Origin of the sequence: Bradyrhizobium zhengyangense (genome assembly GCF_022012435.1) — a bacterium.
In the GTDB taxonomy this organism is placed as follows: domain Bacteria; phylum Pseudomonadota; class Alphaproteobacteria; order Rhizobiales; family Xanthobacteraceae; genus Bradyrhizobium; species Bradyrhizobium zhengyangense.
Map to the genome: position 1 here is coordinate 310,947 of NZ_JAKLUA010000004.1, position 20,231 is coordinate 331,177.

The 20,231-nt window shown below is 63.5% G+C and carries 21 protein-coding genes and 1 other RNA gene; 3 read left to right on the forward strand and 19 right to left on the reverse strand.

What is annotated here, in order from left to right:
- Window positions 1–333 precede the first annotated feature (333 nt).
- The 8 genes from ilvC to miaA all read right to left on the reverse strand — a co-directional run bounded on the left by ilvC (window position 334) and on the right by miaA (window position 8,321).
- Complete coding sequence (gene ilvC / locus L6637_RS15780; protein WP_057747255.1) at window positions 334–1,353, reverse strand: ketol-acid reductoisomerase; 1,020 nt, start codon at window positions 1,351–1,353, stop codon at window positions 334–336.
- 133 nt (window positions 1,354–1,486) lie between these two features.
- On the reverse strand, window positions 1,487–2,089 hold the full coding sequence (locus L6637_RS15785; protein ID WP_237871252.1) for a LysE family translocator: 603 nt from the start codon (window positions 2,087–2,089) through the stop codon (window positions 1,487–1,489).
- A gap of 7 nt (window positions 2,090–2,096) precedes the next feature.
- A complete protein-coding gene (locus L6637_RS15790; RefSeq protein WP_237866103.1) occupies window positions 2,097–2,972 on the reverse strand; it encodes an EamA family transporter in 876 nt (291 codons plus the stop codon).
- A 49-nt stretch (window positions 2,973–3,021) separates the two neighbouring features.
- Entirely contained in the window at window positions 3,022–3,717 is a 696-nt protein-coding gene (locus L6637_RS15795) for a class I SAM-dependent methyltransferase (protein WP_237866104.1), read from the reverse strand.
- 3 nt (window positions 3,718–3,720) lie between these two features.
- Window positions 3,721–4,263 carry an acetolactate synthase small subunit gene (ilvN, locus tag L6637_RS15800; protein ID WP_092228367.1) on the reverse strand — a complete coding sequence of 181 codons (543 nt, stop codon included), beginning with the start codon at window positions 4,261–4,263 and terminating at the stop codon, window positions 3,721–3,723.
- A 23-nt stretch (window positions 4,264–4,286) separates the two neighbouring features.
- Complete coding sequence (locus tag L6637_RS15805; protein WP_237871254.1) at window positions 4,287–5,270, reverse strand: threonine dehydratase; 984 nt, start codon at window positions 5,268–5,270, stop codon at window positions 4,287–4,289.
- A gap of 4 nt (window positions 5,271–5,274) precedes the next feature.
- Window positions 5,275–7,050, reverse strand: a complete 1,776-nt coding sequence (locus tag L6637_RS15810) for an acetolactate synthase 3 large subunit (RefSeq protein WP_237871256.1) — start codon at window positions 7,048–7,050, stop codon at window positions 5,275–5,277.
- A gap of 329 nt (window positions 7,051–7,379) precedes the next feature.
- Entirely contained in the window at window positions 7,380–8,321 is a 942-nt protein-coding gene (miaA, locus tag L6637_RS15815; RefSeq protein ID WP_237871258.1) for a tRNA (adenosine(37)-N6)-dimethylallyltransferase MiaA, read from the reverse strand.
- Between the two features lie 11 nt (window positions 8,322–8,332).
- Between miaA and serB the strand changes: the two genes are divergently transcribed.
- Entirely contained in the window at window positions 8,333–9,238 is a 906-nt protein-coding gene (gene serB, locus L6637_RS15820) for a phosphoserine phosphatase SerB (protein WP_237866108.1), read from the forward strand.
- A 141-nt stretch (window positions 9,239–9,379) separates the two neighbouring features.
- On the opposite strand, the gene L6637_RS15825 is transcribed toward serB, so the two are convergent.
- The 11 genes from L6637_RS15825 to L6637_RS15875 form a co-directional block, all read right to left on the reverse strand.
- Complete coding sequence (locus tag L6637_RS15825; protein WP_237871260.1) at window positions 9,380–10,885, reverse strand: Do family serine endopeptidase; 1,506 nt, start codon at window positions 10,883–10,885, stop codon at window positions 9,380–9,382.
- 143 nt (window positions 10,886–11,028) lie between these two features.
- Window positions 11,029–11,235, reverse strand: a complete 207-nt coding sequence (locus L6637_RS15830; protein ID WP_128950366.1) for a DUF2065 domain-containing protein — start codon at window positions 11,233–11,235, stop codon at window positions 11,029–11,031.
- A 71-nt stretch (window positions 11,236–11,306) separates the two neighbouring features.
- The gene (gene hflC, locus L6637_RS15835) at window positions 11,307–12,203 is read right to left on the reverse strand and encodes a protease modulator HflC (protein ID WP_237871262.1); all 897 of its coding nucleotides are present in this window, start codon (window positions 12,201–12,203) and stop codon (window positions 11,307–11,309) included.
- Entirely contained in the window at window positions 12,200–13,336 is a 1,137-nt protein-coding gene (gene hflK / locus L6637_RS15840) for an FtsH protease activity modulator HflK (protein WP_237866111.1), read from the reverse strand. Before hflK ends, hflC begins: the two co-directional genes overlap by 4 nt.
- Before the next feature lie 160 nt (window positions 13,337–13,496).
- The gene (locus L6637_RS15845) at window positions 13,497–14,009 is read right to left on the reverse strand and encodes a dihydrofolate reductase (RefSeq protein WP_237871264.1); all 513 of its coding nucleotides are present in this window, start codon (window positions 14,007–14,009) and stop codon (window positions 13,497–13,499) included.
- Window positions 14,009–14,494: a GNAT family N-acetyltransferase gene (locus L6637_RS15850; protein WP_237871266.1), complete on the reverse strand. Its 486-nt coding sequence runs from the start codon at window positions 14,492–14,494 to the stop codon at window positions 14,009–14,011. Before L6637_RS15850 ends, L6637_RS15845 begins: the two co-directional genes overlap by 1 nt.
- 88 nt (window positions 14,495–14,582) lie before the next feature.
- Entirely contained in the window at window positions 14,583–15,377 is a 795-nt protein-coding gene (locus L6637_RS15855; protein ID WP_237871268.1) for a thymidylate synthase, read from the reverse strand.
- 206 nt (window positions 15,378–15,583) lie between these two features.
- Window positions 15,584–17,098, reverse strand: coding sequence for a tripartite tricarboxylate transporter permease (locus L6637_RS15860; protein ID WP_237866115.1), 1,515 nt, complete (start codon window positions 17,096–17,098; stop codon window positions 15,584–15,586).
- 7 nt (window positions 17,099–17,105) lie between these two features.
- Entirely contained in the window at window positions 17,106–17,867 is a 762-nt protein-coding gene (locus L6637_RS15865) for a tripartite tricarboxylate transporter TctB family protein (protein ID WP_237871270.1), read from the reverse strand.
- 92 nt (window positions 17,868–17,959) lie between these two features.
- Window positions 17,960–18,490: a chromate transporter gene (locus L6637_RS15870; RefSeq protein ID WP_237871272.1), complete on the reverse strand. Its 531-nt coding sequence runs from the start codon at window positions 18,488–18,490 to the stop codon at window positions 17,960–17,962.
- Entirely contained in the window at window positions 18,487–19,092 is a 606-nt protein-coding gene (locus L6637_RS15875; protein ID WP_237866118.1) for a chromate transporter, read from the reverse strand. The genes L6637_RS15870 and L6637_RS15875 overlap by 4 nt, the downstream gene beginning before the upstream one ends.
- A gap of 96 nt (window positions 19,093–19,188) precedes the next feature.
- Here L6637_RS15875 and ssrA point away from each other — a divergent pair.
- Window positions 19,189–19,555, forward strand: a transfer-messenger RNA (tmRNA) gene (ssrA, locus tag L6637_RS15880).
- A gap of 114 nt (window positions 19,556–19,669) precedes the next feature.
- On the forward strand, window positions 19,670–20,188 hold the full coding sequence (locus L6637_RS15885; RefSeq protein ID WP_237866119.1) for an SspB family protein: 519 nt from the start codon (window positions 19,670–19,672) through the stop codon (window positions 20,186–20,188).
- Window positions 20,189–20,231 lie beyond the last annotated feature (43 nt).

A 20,231-nucleotide genomic window follows, 5' to 3' on the forward strand; every position in this document is an offset into this window, starting at 1 on the left:
TTTTGGCGATTACGAGTTCTGAAAAAATCTTGGAGAAACGACGCGAACACAAGAATGTGGTTTAGGCGTCAGTTCTTGACTCTCTGGAAGCACTTCAACTCGCGAAGAATTTGAATGAAGCAGCAATGCTTCGCGCGAGATGAAATGAGCGAGACCGCTGTTTGCGATCTCGCTCAGATATAACCGCGAAGGTTTAAGATTTGGTTTGACGAGTGAAGCTTGTGCTTTCGCTCCTGTCCCGGACAAGCGCAGAGCCGGAGCCAGAAGCGGCAATGGGCCTCGGATCAGCAGCGCACCGCTTGAGCGCTGCGCTGCATCCGGGGCACGCAGGCCTTAGTTCTTCGACTTGTCGACCAGCGCGCCCTTCTTGATCCAGGGCATCATGTCGCGCAGCTTGGCGCCGACTTCCTCGATCGGGTGTGCGGCAAGCTTGGCGCGGGTCGCCTTGAACGAGGTCTGGTTGACCTTGTTCTCGAGCATCCAGTCGCGGGCGAACTTGCCGCCCTGGATGTCGGCGAGAACGCGCTTCATCTCGGCCTTGGTCTCAGCGGTCACGATGCGCGGACCGGTGACGTACTCGCCATACTCGGCGGTGTTGGAGATCGAGTAGTTCATGTTGGCGATGCCGCCTTCATAGATCAGGTCGACGATCAGCTTTACTTCGTGCAGGCACTCGAAATAGGCCATCTCCGGGGCGTAGCCGGCTTCGACCAGGGTCTCGTAGCCGCCCTTGATCAGCTCGACTAGGCCGCCGCAGAGCACGACCTGCTCGCCGAACAGGTCGGTCTCGCACTCTTCCTTGAAGGTGGTCTCGATGATGCCGGCGCGGCCGCCGCCGACAGCGGAGGCGTAGGACAGGCCGAGGTCATGGGCATTGCCCGAGACGTCCTTGGCGATCGCAATCAGGCAGGGCACGCCGCCGCCGCGCTGATATTCCGAGCGCACCGTGTGGCCGGGGCCCTTCGGCGCGATCATCAGCACGTCGAGGTCGGCGCGCGGGTCGAGCAGGTTGAAGTGGACGTTGAGGCCGTGCGCGAACACCAGGGCCGCGCCCTTCTTCATGTTGTCGTGCAGGTGCTCGCGATAGATGTCGCCCTGGAGCTCGTCCGGGGTCAGCATCATGACGAGGTCGGCCCATTTGGCGGCTTCGGCGACTTCCATCACCTTGAAGCCGGCGGCTTCCGCCTTCTTGACCGAGCTCGAGTCCTTGCGAAGCGCAATGGCGACGTCCTTGACGCCGGAGTCCTTCAGATTGAGCGCATGGGCGTGGCCCTGGCTGCCATAGCCGACGATGGCGACCTTCTTCCCCTTGATCAGGTTCAGGTCGGCGTCGCGATCGTAATAAACACGCATAGTCGTTTCCTCGTTGAGGGCCGGAAATCGGCCGATGGTCGGTGTCCGAAGGGTGGAATTTGCGGATTTCGGGGGCTGTCTAGAGCATTTCGGCCCCTGAGGGAAACCCGTTTCTGCATGGAAGTCCGCGACATCATGCATCCATGAAAACGGGGTAGAGGGAGGCGAGCAGCAGGAGCGCCATCAGGATATTGAAGGCCCGGACCAGCCGCTCCGAGGTCAGCACCGGCCGTAATGCAGTGCCGAAGAACGCCCAGACCACGGTGGAGACGGTGCCGACCAGGAGACTGATCAGGGTCTGGATCGCGATGTTGACCGGAAACCGGGCAATGGCCGCATAGGCGGTGATGGTGCCGATCACGATCACCCAGCCCTTGGCATTGATCCATTGGAACATCGCCGCGCCCCAGAAGGTCATTGGGCCGCGGACGTCTGCCTCGCCCGGCTTGGCCGGGCCGGAGAACGCGATCGCGGCCGCGAGGTAAATCAGGTAAGCGGCGCCGGCATATTTCAGGATGGTCTGGAGGATCGGATAGGCCAGGAACACAGTGCCGAGGCCGAGACCCACCGCAGCGACCATGAAGGCAAAGCCGAGGACGATGCCGACGATATGCGGAATGGTGCGGCGGAAGCCATACCTCAGGCCTGAGGATAACAGCATGATGTTGTTCGGCCCCGGCGTGAAATACATCACCACCATGAAGGCGAGAAAGGCATAGAACAGCGAGTTGGCCATCATCACCTCACGCGGTCTTCGAAAGCGGCTGCAGCCGCCTGACCAGCACCATCACCGCAATGCCAGCGATCACGGTCAGCATCCCGGCGAGGCGCAGCGGCCCAAACCGCTCGCCGAACACAATGCTCGACGCCGCCGAGCCAACAAACGGCACCAGCAGCGCAAACGGGACCACTTGCGCGGCGGGATAGTCCCGCAGCAACCGGCCCCACAGCCAATAGGCGATGCTGGTGGAAACGGCGCCGATCACCAGTAGGCAGATCAGGCCCGTCAGCGACATGTGGATCAGCGAGTGGAAGGTCGGGACCGGCCCGTTGACGACGAGCGCGAGCGCGAGCAGCGGCACGGCGGCCGTGAGGCACAGCCACGCGAACAGGTCGAACATCGGTGCCCCGCGGGCGCCGCGCAGCAGGAGGTTACCGATCGCAAAGCAGATCGGCGAGATCATCAGCACCGCAAAAGCGCCGATGCTAAAATCATAGCCGACAGTGCCGCAGATCATCAGCAGACCGGCTGCGGCAATGGCTATGCCGAGCGCCTGCATCGCGGTCGGCCGTTCACCGAAGGCGACCGCAGCAAAACCGATCGTGAACAGCGCCTGGCTCTGCACAACGACGGAGGTCAGCCCCACCGGCACGCCATGGGCGATGCCGTAAGCCTGGCTCAGGAACTGCCCCAGAAACAGCGTAAAACTGATCGCGATCAGCAACGACCAGGCGACCTTCGGCTTCGGAATGAACAGACACGGCAGCGCGGCAATGGAAAAGCGCATCGCCGTCATCAGCTCTGGTGAAAACTCGTCGAGCGCAATCCGGCTCGCCACGAAGGCAAGCCCCCAGATGATCGCCACCATGAGGGCGATGAGAATGTCGGCCGGCTTCATTGTTGTTTCCGGTTCTGCCCTGTCGTGCAGCCCTGCTTGTTCTTCTCGTCTAGCCTTGCTCGCCGGCTTTCGGTTTACGTAAGAGATAAGTACCGTGCATCGGCGCGTGATAGTCGGCCGAGACCAGCATGAAGCCGACATCGGTCAGCATCCGCTCCATCACCCAGCCGAAGGTGGAATATTCGTCGCGCATATGCGTCACCACGCTCTCCCTGGAGAAATCGTGGTTCTTGATCTGGTAGTCGGCCCACTGCTCGACATCGCGCTCGACCGCATCCGGCATCGAGACATAGACGATATCGCGCAGATAAAAGCTCGCACCGGGCCTGAGCGCGCGAAAGATCCGCGACATCGCCACGACCTTCCAGAAATCGGGCAGATGATGCAGCGTGAATTCGCTCACGATCAGATCGTAGGATTCCGGTCGGTAGGCGAAGCTGAGCAAGCCGGCGGACTGCGTGCGCACGGGCGCCTTGCGGTCGCGCGCATAGATCTCGGCGAGCGCCAACATCGCCGGCGAGATGTCGATGGCGTCGACCTCGGCGCCCATCAGCGCCGCTTCGGTGGCGAGAACGCCGTTGCCGCAGCCGATGTCGGCGATACGCCAGCCGCGCTGGACTCCCAGCATCTTCAGTGCGGCGCGCGCCCGCAGATCGGCATCGTCGTGGGCGTCGTAGATCGACGCCACCGCGGGCTCGATGCCCATCCGGTTCCGCTCGTTATAGTACCAGTCGCGCGCCAGCATGGTTCACATCCCCTCAGGCCCGCGACCGATCGCGGCAACACCGGTGCGCGACACCTCGACAAGGCCGAGCGGGCGCATCAGGTCGATAAACTGGTTGATCTTGTCGGTATTGCCCGTGATCTCGAACACAAAGCTCTCGGTGGTGGCGTCGATCACGCGGGCACGGAACGCATCTGCCAGCCTGAGCGATTCGACGCGATGCTCGCCTTGCCCGCGCACCTTCACCATCGCCAGCTCGCGCTCGATCGAGCGGCGGGTCTGGGTCATGTCGACGACCTGGTAGACCGGGATCATGCGGTCGAGCTGATGCTTGATCTGCGCGATCACCATGGGCGTGCCCGTGGTGACGATGGTGATGCGCGAGAGGTGCTTCTGGGCCTCGGTCTCCGAGACCGTGAGGCTCTCGATGTTATAGCCGCGGCCCGAGAACAGGCCGATGACGCGCGCGAGCACGCCCGGCTCGTTCTGGACGAGCACCGCGAGCGTGTGCGTCTCGTTGGGATCGTGGCGCTCTTCGATGAAGTAGGCGGATGCGGGCTGGTTCATTGTCGTCCCCTCTTGTCTCGTCCTCACGCCTTGCCCAACGCTTTGGCTGGCGCGTCCGTCCCGACCCAACGGCGGAACAGATCGAAATCGATATTGCCGCCGGACAGCACGAGACCGACGCGCTTGCCCTTCAGCTTGTTCTTGTCCTGCATCGCCGCGGCTAGCGCGGCCGCGCCCGCGCCTTCGGCGAGATTGTGCGTGTCAGTCCAGTAGGCTCGGATCGCGGCAGCGACCTCTTCGTCGGTCACCTGGACGATCCGCGAGGCGCCCTTGCAGATCAGCGCGAACGCATCCGCATCCGGAATACGGGTCGCCATGCCGTCGGCGCGCGTGTTGGCAGTCTCGGTGGTCACGATCTTGCCAGCGGCAAACGAGAGCGCATAGGACGGCGCTTCCGTCGACTGCACGCCGACGATCTCCGTCTTCAGGCCAAGAAGGTCGCGCGCCATGATGCAGCCGCAGATGCCGGAGCCCTGCCCGATCGGCACGTAGAGAATGTCCAGATCCGGCGCGGAGCGGAACAGTTCGAGCGCGCAGGTCGCGACACCCAGCACCAGATCACGATGGAACGACGGCACCATGTGAAGTCCGGCGAACTGCGCGCGGCGTTCGGCTTCCTCACGCGCAGCCTGAAAGTCCTCGCCATGCTCGACGAGTTCAGCGCCAAAGGTCTTCATCGCCCGGTTCTTCTCGACCGAATTGCCGCGCGGTACATAGATCACGGCCGGCACGCCATGACGGCCCGCGGCAAAGGCCAGGCTCTGGCCATGATTGCCGCGCGTCGCCGAGATGATGCCCGGCGTGTTCGGGCGCTCGCGCTTCAGACGATCGAGATAGACCAGCCCACCCCGCACCTTGAAGGCGCCGATCGGCGTATGGTTCTCGTGCTTCACGACGACCTCTGTGCCGAGGCGCCCAGCGAGCAGCGGCCAGGCATGCGCCGGCGTCGCCGGCACCGCCTGCCCCACGACCGCATGTGCGCGCTCGAGCTCCGTCAGGTCGAACATGACGTCACACCAGCGCCTTGCCGCCGGCAAACGCCTTGGCCGTGGCTTCGTCGTTGGCCTGCTCGGGCAGCAGCATCTCGTTGTGCGCCTTGCCGGAGGGGATCATCGGGAAGCAGTTTTCCAGCGCGGCGACACGGCAGTCGAACAGCACCGGCCGCTTGACCGAGATCATCTCCTTGATGGCGCCATCGAGATCAGCAGGCTTGTGCACCTGGAGACCGACGGCACCATAGGCTTCGGCGAGCTTGACGAAATCAGGCAGCGCCTCCGAATAGGAGTGCGACAGCCGGTTGCCGTGGAGCAACTGCTGCCACTGCCGCACCATGCCCATGTACTGGTTGTTCAGGATGAAGATCTTGATCGGCAACTCGTACTGAACCGCCGTCGACATCTCCTGCATCGTCATCTGCACCGAGGCATCGCCCGCGATGTCGATGACGAGGCTATCCGGGTGCGCGACCTGCACGCCAACCGCGGCCGGCAGGCCGTAGCCCATCGTGCCGAGACCGCCCGACGTCATCCAGCGATGCGGCTCCTCGAAGCCGAAGAACTGCGCCGCCCACATCTGGTGCTGACCGACCTCGGTCGTGATGTAGGTGTCCTTGCCGCGCGTGGCCTCGAACAGGCTCTGGATCGCGTGCTGCGGCAGGATGATGTCGTTGCTCTTCTTGTAATAGAGCGAGTTGCGCGCACGCCATTGCGCGATCTGCTGCCACCAGCTCTTGATGTCGGGCTTCTTCGCCTCGGCCTTGAACACCTGGAGGATGTCGCCGAGGACGTTGCCGCAGTCGCCGATGATCGGCACGTCGACGCGGATGTTCTTGTTGATCGAGGACGGGTCGATGTCGATGTGGATCTTCTTCGAGTTCGGCGAGAACGCATCGACACGGCCAGTGATGCGGTCGTCGAAGCGCGCGCCGACGCACAACATGACGTCGCAATCATGCATCGTCATGTTGGCCTCGTAGGTGCCGTGCATGCCCAGCATGCCGAGCCAGTTCTTGCCCGACGCCGGATAGGCGCCGAGGCCCATCAGCGTCGAGGTGATCGGAAAACCCGTGACCTCGACCAGTTCGCGCAGCAGCTTCGTCGCCTCGGGGCCGGAATTGATCACGCCGCCGCCGCTGTAGATCACTGGGCGCTTGGCACCCGCGAGCAGCGACACTGCCTTGCGGATCTGCGTCGCATCGCCCTTCACGCGCGGCGCGTAGGAGCGGTGCACGTCGGATTTGCGCGGCGGATGATAGGTGCCGGTCGCGAACTGCACGTCCTTGGGAACGTCGACCAACACCGGGCCCGGACGACCCGTGGTCGCGACGTAGAAGGCTTCGTGCAGCACCTTGGCGAGATCGTTGACGTCGCGCACCAGCCAATTGTGCTTGGTGCAGGGGCGCGTGATGCCGACGGTGTCGCACTCCTGGAACGCGTCGTTGCCGATCAGGTGCGTCGGCACCTGTCCGGAGATGCAGACCAGCGGGATCGAATCCATCAGCGCATCGGTCAGCGGCGTCACCATGTTGGTGGCGCCGGGTCCCGACGTCACCAGCGCAACGCCAGGCTTGCCGGTTGAGCGCGCGTAGCCCTCGGCGGCATGGCCGGCGCCCTGCTCGTGGCGGACCAGGATGTGCTGGACCTCGCTCTGCTGGAAGATCTCGTCATAGATCGGAAGCACCGCGCCGCCCGGATAGCCGAAAATGTCGGTCACGCCATGATCGATGAGCGCGCGGACGATCATCGCTGCGCCGGTCATCTGGTTCGGATCGTGGCTCTTGTCGCTCATTGGCTTGCTCCGGATGCGCTGTTGTCAGCGGCTTCGTTCGTGTCGGGTTCGGGAAATAAAAAAGGCCCCGAAGAGGGACCCTGCACACCGCCTGTCATGTGGATGGCAGCTAGCCATCCCCGGCGGTGTGCCTGGGTACGACGGCGATAAGGAGTTTGGTAATAATGTTACGCATGGCAGGCGCTCGGCTTCCCAAAGGTTGCGCGAAACATAACGACCAAAGCCTCGATGTCAAGGCAAAGCGGCCACTTCCGCGCGATTTAGGCAGTGTAACCGCGTTCCCGGGGTTCGGCGAGAGGTAAATTCGGGAACCCGCGCACAAAAGCACGTCAATCGGGCTCCCGGGCCCCATGGTTGGCGGCCGTCAGCCAGCCCCTCGCCTCCGTCGGCTTCACCCACTCGAATTCAGGCAATTGGTGCCTGAACCAGGTGAATTGCCGCTTGGCGTAGTGGCGGGTATCGGCCCGGCCGATCGTGGCGGCCTCCTCCAGACTGAGCTCGCCGCGCAAATGCCGGATCAGCGCCGGCACGCCATGGGCCTTCATCGCCGGCAGCAGCGGATCGAGGCTACGGGCAGCGAGCTGCTCGACCTCTTCGAGGGCGCCGGCGCGCAGCATGGCGTCGAAGCGGGCGTCGATGCGGGCATAGAGCTCGTCACGCTCGGGCGCGAGGAACACTGCCCGAAAGCCGCCTTTGGGCAGCAGCGGCGGCTGGCCCTCATGGTGCCAGTCCAGCAGCGAACGCCCGGTCGCCTCGATCACCTCGAGTGCACGCGCAATCCTGGTGCGGTCGCGCAGGTTCAATCGCTCGGCCGCGCGCGGATCGTGGCGCGCCAGTTCCGCATGCAGCGCCTCGACGCCGTTCCGCTCCAGCCGCGCGCGCACGCCCTCGCGCACCTCCGCGGGGATCGGCGGTACCACCGAAAGGCCCGCAGTCAGCGCCTTGAAGTACAGGCCCGTGCCGCCGATGAAGATCGGCAAGCGCCCTTCGGCCCGCACCTCGTCGAGCACCTTCGTGGCGTCGCTCACCCAGGCGCCGGCTGAAAAATTCACGGCCGCATCGACATGGCCGTAGAGCCGATGCGGCACCTGTGCCTCTTCGTCGCGCGTGGGACGTGCCGTGATGACGCGGAGGTCACGATAGACCTGCATGGAATCGGTATTAATCACGACCCCGCCTGCATTGCGGGCAAGCTCGAGCGCCAGCGCCGACTTGCCGCTGGCGGTCGGGCCTGCGATAAGCACGGCCTTGCTCGAATGCCCCTCGCTCACGAAAACCTCAAATGTCCCTCGTCGCCACGCTGATCTGCAACCCCAACAATCCCGCGCTCGACTCTACCATCGTCGATGGCGCCCGCGCCGTACTGCCCAGCGCAGCGCCCGCGCACTGGCTGTTCGACGGGGTTGCGGTCGACATCCCCTTTGGCGCCGACAGTAACCTCGAAGGCGACCGTCACGCCATCGAAGAGCGGCTCCGCGAGCTGCGCGGCGATCTGCCCATCGACATCGTGGTGCAGCCTGTCGGTGTCAGGCGCAAGAAGCTTTTTCTCGCCGACATGGATTCCACCATGATTGGCCAGGAATGCATCGACGAGCTCGCCGATCTGGTCGGGATGAAGGCTCACGTCGCTGCCATCACCGAACGTGCGATGCGCGGCGAGATCGAGTTCGAGCCAGCACTGCGGGAGCGCGTCGCGCTGCTGAAGGACCTCCCCGCCAGCGTCGTCGACGAGGTGCTCGCCAAGCGCATCACGCTGACCCCGGGCGGCCGCGAGTTGGTCGCGACCATGCGCGCTCACGGCGCCTATACCTGCCTCGTCTCCGGCGGCTTCACGCTGTTCACAAGCGCGGTCGCCGCCAGGATCGGCTTCCAGGAGAACCGCGCCAACGAGCTCGTCGTGCGCGACGGCAAGTTCACCGGTGAGGTGAAGGAGCCGATTTTAGGTCGTGCGGCGAAGCTTGCGACGCTGGTGGATCTGATGGAGTCGTTCGATCTCGACGACATCGACTCGGTCGTCGTCGGCGACGGCGCCAATGATCTTGCGATGATCCAGGCGGCGGGCCTGGGCGTGGCATACCACGCCAAGCCGGCGGTGGCGGCTGCCGCCGCGGCACGGATCGACCATGGCGATCTCACCGCGCTGCTTTATGCGCAAGGATATCGGCGGGAGGAATTTGTGGAGGGATAGCCTCCTCTCCGCTGTCATCACCGCGAAGGCAGGTGATCCAGTATTCGAGAGGCCGCAGTGCTAAAAGCCGAGAAGCCGCGGCGTACTGGATGCCCCGCCTTCGCGGGGGCACGACAGTTGAGAGTAGAGCGAACCGCGCTCCTACTGCACGCTCAGTGCCACGAAGCGCAATTCGCCGTCGCCATTGGACACCAGCAGCAGCACGGACTTCTTGCCGTCCTTCTTGAGCTGGTCGATCCGCTTCTGGATGTCCTCGCCGCTCGAGACCGCTTCCTGTGCGACTTCGACGATGACATCTCCCGCGGAGAGCCGCTTCTCGGCGGCATCCGAAGTGGCGTCGACATTGGTGACGACCACACCCTTGACGCTGTCCTTGATCTTGTAGCGCGCGCGCAGATCCTTGTTCAGCACGGCGAGGTCGAGGCCGAGCGCCTTCTGCGTCACCAGCTTCTCCGGCGGCGGCTCGTCGGTCTTTACTGCGGCCTGCACCTTGTCGGGATCCTGCAGGCGGCCGAGCGTAACCTTCTTGGTCTGCTCCTCGCCCTTGCGGATGACGACGACGTCGACTTCCTTGCCGACCGCGGTGTCGGCGACGACGCGGGAGAGATCCTTCGGATCCTTGACGTCCTTGCCGTCGAACTTGACGACGACGTCGCCGGGCTCGATGCCGGCGGGCTTGGCGGGGCCCTTGTCATCGACGCCGGCAACCAATGCACCGCGCGCCGGCTTGATGTTGAGGCTCTCGGCGATCTCGTCAGTGACGCTCTGGATGCGCACGCCCAGCCAGCCGCGGCGTAGTTCGCCGAACTGGCGGAGCTGATCGACCACGCCCGCAACAGTCTTCGACGGCACGGCGAAGCCGATGCCGATCGAGCCCCCGGAGGGCGAGATGATCAGCGTGTTGACGCCGATGACGTCGCCTTCGAGGTTGAACAGCGGACCACCGGAGTTGCCGCGATTGATGGCAGCGTCGGTTTGGATGTAGCTGTCATAGGGTCCCGAGGAGATGTCGCGGTTCTTGGCCGAGACGATGCCCGCCGTCACCGTACCGCCGAGGCTGAAGGGGTTGCCGATAGCGACCACCCAGTCACCCAGACGCAGCTTGTCGGAGTCGCCGAACTTCACCGAGATCAACGGCTTCGGCGGCTTGAACTTCAGGACAGCGAGGTCGGTCTTCTTGTCGACGCCAACCAGCTCGGCCTTGATCTTGGTGCCGTCGTTGAGAATGACGTTGATCTCGTCGGCATCGGCGATGACGTGGTTGTTGGTGACCACGATGCCGGACGTATCGATGATGAAGCCGGACCCGAGCGAGTTGGTCTTGCGCGGTGGGCTATTGTCGCCGCCCTTGCTGCCGCCGCCGGGACCTTTGCGGTTCTTGAAGAAGTCGTCGAAGAATTCCTCGAACGGCGAGCCGGGCGGCAGTTGCGGCATGGTGTTGCTGCCGCCGCCTTTGGCCTCGACCGTCTGCGAGGTTGAGATGTTGACGACCGCGTCGATCACCCTCTCGGCGACGTCGGCGATGCCCTCCGGTCCGCGCGCCTCAGCCGGCGAGCCGAACACGCTGAAAGCACCGAGCGCGAGCGCGGCCAGCCCAAATCGCGCGTGTTGGCGCAAGCGGGTCGGGACAATGGTGGCAGCGGACATTGTGGTCTCCAGAGACAAGGATTCGGCGTCAAGACTGCGCTCGAACGGGGGCACGGCGCAAGCGCGGAGCTTAACGGGCCTCAACACCCGGATAATACGGCGAAAACCCGCCGCTCGCCTTCACTTTGGCGTTGGCGCTGCCGCTAGATCGGACGTCGCATCGCCCAGATCAGGATCAGGCCGGCCACGGCCGAGCCGATCCCGACCGCCCGCAAGATGTTATCGGGCGTGGCGATGGCGCTCTTCATGGCCTTGCGCATCCAGTTCGGACTTGCCGCGAACATCAAGCCTTCCAGCACAAACAGGATGCCCAAGCCGATGAGGAAGTCGGCGAACGCAATGGACCTCATCGGATTGGAACCTCCCGTGGTGCTGTTTTTGTCTGGACGAAGGGCGGCCAAACCTGCCGCCCTTGTCTAACTTACGGTTTCGCCGGCGTCTCGGTCGACGTCTTGCCGGACGGGTTACCAAAATACCGGAAGAAATCCGAGTCCGGCCGTAGCAGGAAACGGGTATCGTTCGGCTTCAACCCACTTTCGTAGGCCGCCATCGACCGGTAGAACGCAAAGAAGTCAGCATCCTTGCCATAGGCTTCGGCAAAGAGACGGTTGCGCTCGGCGTCGCCAACGCCGCGCGTCTGCTCGGCCTGGGAGTTCGCGTCGGCAATGATCACCGTCACATCGCGGTCGGCCTTGGAGCGAATTTCCTGCGCCTTCTGGGCGCCCTGCGCTCGGAACTCAGCCGCCTCGCGCTGGCGTTCGGACTTCATCCGGTCGTAGACAGCCTGGCTATTCTGTTCCGGCAGATCGGCACGGCGAATGCGGACGTCGACAACCTCGATGCCGTAACCACCAGCCTCGCGGTCGAGTTGCTCGCGGATGCGCCCCATCAGCTTTTCGCGTTCATCACGCACCACGGTGATGAACGTGACTTCGCCGAGAACGCGGCGCAGCGCCGCGTTCAACAGCGAGGTGAGCTGGAGGTTCGCCGCCTGGATCGAGCCGACGCTCTGATAGAAGCGCAGCGCATCCTTGATGCGGTAGCGCGCGAAGGCATCGACCACGAGCCGCTTCTGGTCGGAGGCAATGACCTCCTGTGAGGGATTCTCGAGGTCGAGGATCCGCTTGTCGATGTTGATCACGGAGTTCCAGGGCGCCTTGAAGTGCAGCCCGGGGTCGGTGACGACGTCCACCGGCTTGCCGAATTGCAGCACAATGGTCTGCTCGGTCTGCTGCACCGTGAACAGCGACATGTAGGCGACGATCGCGACCAGAAGCGCCGCAAGCAGCACGACAATGCCAGTAACCGGAGACCTCATCTTGTGCCTCCGCTCGGCTGCTGGCCCGGCGTCGTGGGCTTCTTGGCCGACAATTCGCTGAGAGGCAAATAGGGCACAACGCCCTGGCCCGATGGACCACCGTCATAAATCAGCTTGTCCGAGCCGCCGAGCACGCGCTCCATCGTCTCAAGATAGATCCGTTCACGGGTCACTTCAGGCGCCTTCTTGTATTCGTCGTACACTTTCAGAAAGCGCGCGCTCTGGCCCTTCGCCTCGGCGACCGCCTGCTCCTTGTAGCCCTCGGCGGCCTGCAGGATCTTGGCCGCGTTGCCGCGCGCTTCCGGCACGACCTTGTTGGCATAGGTCTGCGCTTCGTTTGACAGCTGCTCGAGATTTGCGCGGGCCGCCTGCACATCGCGGAACGCATCGATCACCTGCGCCGGCGGATCAACCTTCTGCATCTGCACCTGGGTGATCTGGATGCCGGCCCCATAACCGTCGAGCGTCTTCTGCATCAAATCCTGCACGGTGGCCTCGGTCTGCGTCCGCGCGCCAGTCAAAATCGGCTGGATGTCGGAACGGCCGATCACCTCGCGCATCGCACTTTCGGCTACCGCCTTCACGGTGCCCTCGGGGTTCTGGATGTTGAACAGGAAATTGCCGACGCCGTTGGGCTTGATGCGCCACAGCACGGTGAAGTCGACGTCGACGATGTTCTCGTCGCCGGTCAACATCAGGCTCTCTTCGGGCACATCTCGGATCGAGCGGCCGCGCCGGGCCGGATCGTCGATCAGCGTCATACCGATGGAAATGGTGGAGACGCGCAGCGCCTTCGGCAGCAGCACTGTCTCGATCGGATAGGGCAGATGATAATTCAGGCCCGGGTCGACGGTGCGCACATGCTTGCCGAAACGGAGCACGACGCCCTGCTCTTCGGACTGCACCCGGAAGAAGCCCGACAGCAGCCAAAGCGCGACGACGATGAGCAGGATCAGCGTGATGCCGATACCGGAGAAATAACCGCCCGGCATGATCTGCTGCAGCCGGTCCTGGCCACGCCGCAGAAGATCTTCCAGATCCGGCGGCCTCGGCCCGACCGGTTGCGGGCCTGTGCCCCATGGTCCTTTCGGACCCGAGCCCCACGGGCCACCGCCCTGATTCTTCCACGGCATTCGACGTTCTCCTCGGCAGACCGGGACTAGAACTAAAGCCGGCCCGCATTGTCCGGTCCGGCTTTATAGGGGACCGAGAGGACCCTTACAACGCAAGCCTGACCGTCTCACGAGCTATGCTCGGGGGCGGAAAAGTCAATGTAAACATTGGCGAATGCAGTTAATGGGGCGGCCGCCGACGATATGTCACATAGGAGTAGTCGGCGCTGTCGTCCGGGCCGGCGGGATGGCGGACGCGCGCCGTCTCCTCCCACGTTGCCTTGTCGATGTCGAAATGCGTGTCGCCGCCGGGCCGCCCATGCACTTCGGTGATCTCGAGGCGGTCAGCACGATGGAGCCATTGCCGGAAGATTTCGGCGCCACCGATCACGGCAATTTCAGCGGCTGAACGCCGCAGGGCATCGCCAAGCGCAACCGCGAACGCGTTCGCCCCCGATGTCGTGACGATGGCGCCGGCGGCGCGATAGGCCGCATCGCGCGTGATCACGATGTTGGTGCGGTTGGGCAGCGGCCGGCGCGGCAAAGACTCGAAGGTCTTGCGGCCCATGATCACGGGCTTGCCGATAGTAAGCGCCTTGAAGCGGGCCATGTCGGATTTCAAACGCCACGGCATCGCATTGCCAGCGCCGATGACGCCGTTCTCCGCGATCGCGACGACGAACACGATCTCCATCAGGACGAGCCCCCTGCAAGTCGCGTCAACGCAGGCCCCGTAACACGACACAGCGTCCAGTCGTCCAGCATCGCGGCGCCGAGCGACTTGTAGAACGCAATCGAGGGCGCGTTCCAGTCGAGCACCGCCCATTGCAGGCGCGACCAGCCGTTATCGACGCATTCCCTCGCCAGATAGATCAGCAGCGCCTTGCCGAGACCCTTGCCCCGATGCGACGGCCGCACATACAAATCTTCGAGATAGACGCCATGACGGCCGCTGAAGGTCGAGAAATTCAGGAACCACACTGCAAACCCGACAGCTTCGCCGTTCCATTCGGCGATCGCACAAAACAGCCTGGGATCGTGACCGAACAAGGCGTCCGCAATGTCAGCTTCGGTCGCCTCGACCTCATGCGAGAGCTTCTCGTACGCGGCAAGCTCGCGGACGAAATCCAGAACGAGCCCGGCTTCGTCCGAGCGCGCGCGGCGGATGTTGAGCGACATCGCCTTACAGTGCCCGCATGATCGCGGCGCAAACGCATTTTGCGCTTGTCGCGAGGGAAAACCGCTTCACACTTTTCCGGATCATGCTCTAGACCGCGACTTCCGCCTTGATATGCGGATGCGGATCATAGCCGACGAGTTCGAAATCCTCGTAGCGGAAGGAGAAGATGTCCTTCACGTCAGGATTGATCTTCATCACCGGCAGCGCGCGCGGCGCGCGGGAGAGCTGGAGGCGCGCCTGCTCCAGATGGTTCGAATAGAGATGCGCGTCGCCGAACGAATGTACGAAGTCGCCGGGCTTCAGTCCGGTGACCTGCGCCACCATCATGGTGAGCAGCGCGTAGGAAGCGATGTTGAAGGGCACACCGAGGAACACGTCGGCCGAACGCTGGTAGAGCTGGCACGACAGTTTTCCATTGGCGACGTAGAACTGGAACAGGCAGTGGCACGGCGGCAGCGCCATCTTGTCGACCTCGGCCGGATTCCAGGCCGAGACGATCAGGCGGCGCGAGTCCGGATTGCGCTTGATCATGTCGACGACGTCGGCGATCTGGTCGATGCTGCGCCCATCAGGCGCGGGCCAGGAGCGCCACTGATGCCCGTAGACCGGGCCAAGATCGCCATTGGCGTCAGCCCATTCGTCCCAGATGGTGACGCCGTTGTCGCGGAGATATTTGATGTTGGTGTCGCCCTTCAGGAACCACAACAGCTCATGCACGATCGCCTTCAGCGGCAGCCGCTTGGTCGTCAGCATCGGGAAGCCGGCGGACAAATTGAAGCGCATCTGATGGCCGAACAGCGACAGCGTGCCGGTGCCGGTCCGATCCGTCTTCTCGGCGCCGTCTGAAAGAATCCGCTCAAGCAGGTCCTGATACTGGTGCATGTGCCAAATGAGCCTTTGGGGAGGCGGCGAACATAACGGCGCCCCCTCCGCTGCAACAGCGGCGATTCGCTGCGCCCACAGATTATACCCTGAAAAGGTGACCCTTCCCGCCGCAAACGACAAGGGGCGGAACTCGCGTCCCGCCCCTCTCCTATCAGCTTGATTATTCTGATTAAACTTGCCGGCCGAGCACCGGAGTCCACTTCTCAATTCTCGGATTCGGTGAACACCTCGTCGCGCTTGGCGCGTAGCATGGGTAGCAGCGTGAGCACCAGCAGGAAGGCCGCGATCGCGAGCAGCGCAGCCGAGAGTGGACGCGTCAGGAATACGCTCCAGTCACCACGCGAGATCAGCAGCGCACGGCGAAGGTTTTCTTCCATTAGCGGTCCGAGCACCATGCCGAGCAGCAGCGGCGCCGGCTCGAAATCATGCTTGATCAGCCAATAGCCGACCAGGCCGAACACGCCGGCGAGGATGACATCGACCGGCGCGTTGTTCACCGAGTAGATGCCGATCGCGCAGAAGATCACGATCGAGGGGAACATCAGCCGGTATGGCACGCGCAGGAGGCGCACCCAGATGCCGACCAGCGGCAGGTTGATGATGATCAGCATGAGATTGCCGATCCACATCGAGGCGATCATGCCCCAGACGAGGTCCGGCTGCTTCTGCATCACTTGCGGACCCGGCACGATGCCGTGAATGGTCATCGCCCCCACCATCAGCGCCATCACCGCGTTCGGCGGAATGCCGAGGGTGAGCAGCGGGATGAAGGAGGTCTGCGCAGCCGCGTTGTTGGCGCTTTCCGGCGCCGCCACGCCCTCGATCGCGCCGCGGCCGAACCGCCGCGGATCCTTGGCGAGCTTCTTCTCCAGCGTATAGGCCGCAAACGACGCAATCACCGCACCGCCGCCAGGCAGGATACCGAGGATCGAGCCGAGCGCGGTGCCGCGCAGGATCGCGGGCGCCGAGTCGATCAGGTCCTTCCTGGTCGGCATCAGGCCGGTGATCTTCTGCTGCACGAGATCGCGGTTCATCTCGGCGCCGGCGTCGAGATTGCGGATGATCTCGGCAAAACCGAACACGCCCATTGCAACCGTTGCAAAGCCGAGACCGTCGGCAAGCTCCGGAATGTTGAAGGCCATGCGCGAGGCACCGGTCTCGATATCAGAGCCGACCATCGACAGCAGCAGGCCAAACACGATCATCGCGATCGCCTTCAGCACCGAGCCCTTGGCGAGCACGACCGCGAAGATCAGGCCGAGCACCATCAGCGAGAAATACTCCGCCGGCCCGAACGCCAGCGCGAGCTTCGTGAGCGGCGCACCAAGCACGGCGATGAGCACGGTCGCAACGCAGCCGGCGAAGAACGAGCCGATCGCGGCAATCGCCAGCGCCGGACCGGCGCGGCCCTGCTTGGCCATGGCGTGACCGTCGATGGCGGTGACGACCGATGTCGCCTCGCCTGGAATGTTGACCAGGATCGAGGTGGTCGAGCCGCCATACTGGGCACCGTAATAAATGCCGGCGAGCATGATCAGCGCGCCGACCGGCGGCAATCCGAAGGTGATCGGCAGCAGCATCGCGACGGTGGCGATGGTGCCGATGCCCGGCAGCACGCCGACCAGCGTGCCGACGAGCGCGCCGATCAGGCACATCAGAAGGTTGATCGGAGAGAAAGCGACGACGAAACCGTGAGCGAGGTTGGCAAAAAGCTCCATGACAGCCTCACTGAACCAGGAAACGCGGGAACATCGGCATCGGCAGGCCGAGCACGTAGGGGAAGAGCAGCGCACAGCCGAGCGTCAAACAGGCGCCGACGATGGCGGCCTCCACCCAGCGTGTTTCATGCGATCCGAGTGCAGCGATCATGAAGCTCACGAATGCCGAGACCACGAGGCCCAGAGGCCGGATCGCCAGGGCGAAGAACAGGATCGCGCACATCACGAACAGCGGCCCTCGCCAGGAATAATGTGCGAGTGCCGGTCCCTCATGCAAAAGGCCGGTCAGGGCGATGGCCGCGGACAGAGCCACCAGCAGTCCGCCGAACATCCGCGGCGCGGTGCCCGCACCGAAGGAGAAGCCGCGCATGCCCTGCAAATCGCTCGAGGCCCACAGCGCGAACAGCGCGAGGGCCATCAGGATGACGCCGCCGATGTAGTCCTGCCCCGACTTGATCGTCATGAACAGCGTGACGATCGCCACTGCAAACAACGGATAGGAATAGATCAGCGCCAACAAAACATCCGATGATGCCTTCTTGGTCTCACCGCCGATCGCGCCGAGCAGCGCAGCCGGCGCGCCGGCGACGAGCGCCGTCGTGTGGCTGATCAGGACCGTGGCCGGACCGCGTCCGGCGCCCCAGCCGAAGACCGTCCCGATCGACCAGATCAATTCGAAAATCTGAGGGGCGAGCGCCAGCAGGCAGAAGCCGAGGGCCACCGAGGTGTTTTTGGTGGCTGTTGCCGAGTGGCCCATTGTGTCGGCCATGCATGTCTCCTCCGCGACCCGTAAGTCACGAGCACTGTTGTTCTAATCGGCTGGAAATCGATCCGCCCCTGATCATTGCCTAGCGATTTTCATCACACAATACCAGCAAAACCCAACAGTCCGCCTGCGAGTAGAAGCCACAACGGATTGACCCGCGTAACGGAAGCGATCACTGCAACCGTCGCGGTCAGAAGCAGCGCAGCAATGGTGCGATCGGTCGACTGTGCGAGGATCAAGGCACTCGCCGCCATCAATCCGATCGACAGCGGAACCAATGCAGCCTGGATCAGGGCAGGCCAGCGCGATTGGTTCGGCCGATTCAGCAGCCGGCTGACATAGTAGGCAAGCAGCGCGGTCGGCACGCACATCGCGAGCGTCGCGGCCAGCGCGCCTGGAATGCCGGCAACGGCATAGCCGATCAAGGTGACGATCAGCACGTTTGGACCCGGCGAGAGCTGCGCGATCGCATAGGCATCCGCGAACTGCTTGTCGGTCATCCAGTGATGCACATCGACGGCGACGCGGTGCATCTCGGGCACTGCGGCGGCAGCGCCACCGACCGCGAACAAAGACATAAGTCCAAAGGTGGAGATCAGCGCCCAGATCGGGTTCTGGCTGTTCATGCTGCTACCTTCCGTCGCATCACATAGGTGACCGCGATGCTGAGCGGGATTGCAATGAGCAACACCGCCTGCAACGGCCAGCGAAACACGCCAATGGCTGTGAACACGCCAAGCATCAGGATGAGCACGACGACGTCCATCCGCTTGAGCAGCGGCGTCATCATCCTGAAGACCACGGCGATCAGCAGGCCGACCGCGGCGCAGGAGATACCTGCGAGAATGCGGCGCAACACCTCCACATCGCCGAACCGGGCGTAGATGATCGCGAGCACCGTCATGATCAACGTCGGCGGCAGCAAAAGCCCAGTGAAGGCCGCGACACCGCCGGCGATGCCGCGCAGCCGCGATCCGAACACCATCGACAGATTGACGATGTTAGGCCCGGGCAGGAAATGGCAGAGCGCGAAGGTCTCGTTGAACTCATCCGCCGTCATCCAGCGGTGCTGGTCGACTATGGCGTGTCTGGCAAATACCAGGACGCCGCCGAAGCCGGCGAGCGACATCCGGGCAAAGGCCAGGAACAGCGCTGGCAGGCCGGGCGGAGGGGCGTGGATGGCGGGATGATCCGGCTCTTGGGCGGCCGGTGCTGAATCCGTGGACATGTCAGGAGCTTAGAACGCGAGCCGCAGGGCGGCCAAGATCAGGCTGCGGGCGATCTCGGACCTATCCAAAGGGAACCGTGCCCTCACCGCTCGAAACCTCTGTTTTTTGAAACCTTTGCCCCCTATATTGGGGGTGCCGGTTCGCCGGCTATGGAAATAAACGGTCGTCGCAATAAACCATTCGGACCCGGGGGCGGTACCCGGCGCCTCCACCAAAGCCCACCAACGGGCTGACCCGAAAGCGGGCTTTGGCGGGGGCGAAATAGGATCGACGAGGGCGTAAAGGGCGTGCTTTTTCCCGGTATTGTTCCGCCGTTATCGGGCTACTGCAATAGTTGCCAACGACAACTTTGCTCCGGTTGCTCAGGCTGCGTAACGCAGTTTGAAAGACCAACTTAAAGTCCTAACGGGTTAAGCTCCGTTAGGCGGGGTTCGGAGGCACCTGGCAACAGAAGCCTCCACTTACCTCTGATTTCCTTCCCGGCGGGGACTCCTGCCGACCCGTCAGGCGCGGTACTATTGCGGCTTGGCGAGTCGGACCGGCGGGGCCCGTCTCCTGGAATGCAACAGGACCACCATGGCGACCGATCACATCCGATACGACGTGCTGGCGAGCGAGGCTATGCGCGGCGTGGTCAAGAAAGTGCTGACTGACGCTGCGGCCCATGGCCTGCCGGGCGAGCATCATTTCTTCATCACCTTCCTATCGAAGGGCGAGGGCGTGAAGCTATCCAGCCGATTGCTGGCGCAATATCCGGAAGAGATGACGATCATTCTGCAGCACCAATTCTGGGACCTGACTGTGCTTGAGGACCGTTTCGAGGTCGGCCTCTCCTTCGGAGGCATCCCGGAGCGGCTGGTGGTGCCGTTCAGCGCCATCAAGAGCTTCCTCGACCCGTCCGTGAAGTTCGGCCTCCAGTTCGAAACCGCCGATGTCGACGAGGTGGCGGGCGAGAATTTGCCGGCTGCCCCTGCCCCGTCGGCTGTCGCGATGCCCACGCCGGCCGTTGAGCCGACGGAGACCGCGGAAGAGCCGAGCCCGCCGAACCAGGGCGGCGCCGAAGTCGTTCGGCTCGATCGTTTCCGCAAGAAATGATCTGGCTTGGCCGCGAGAGCGTCGCGTCCGGCCAAACTCCCTA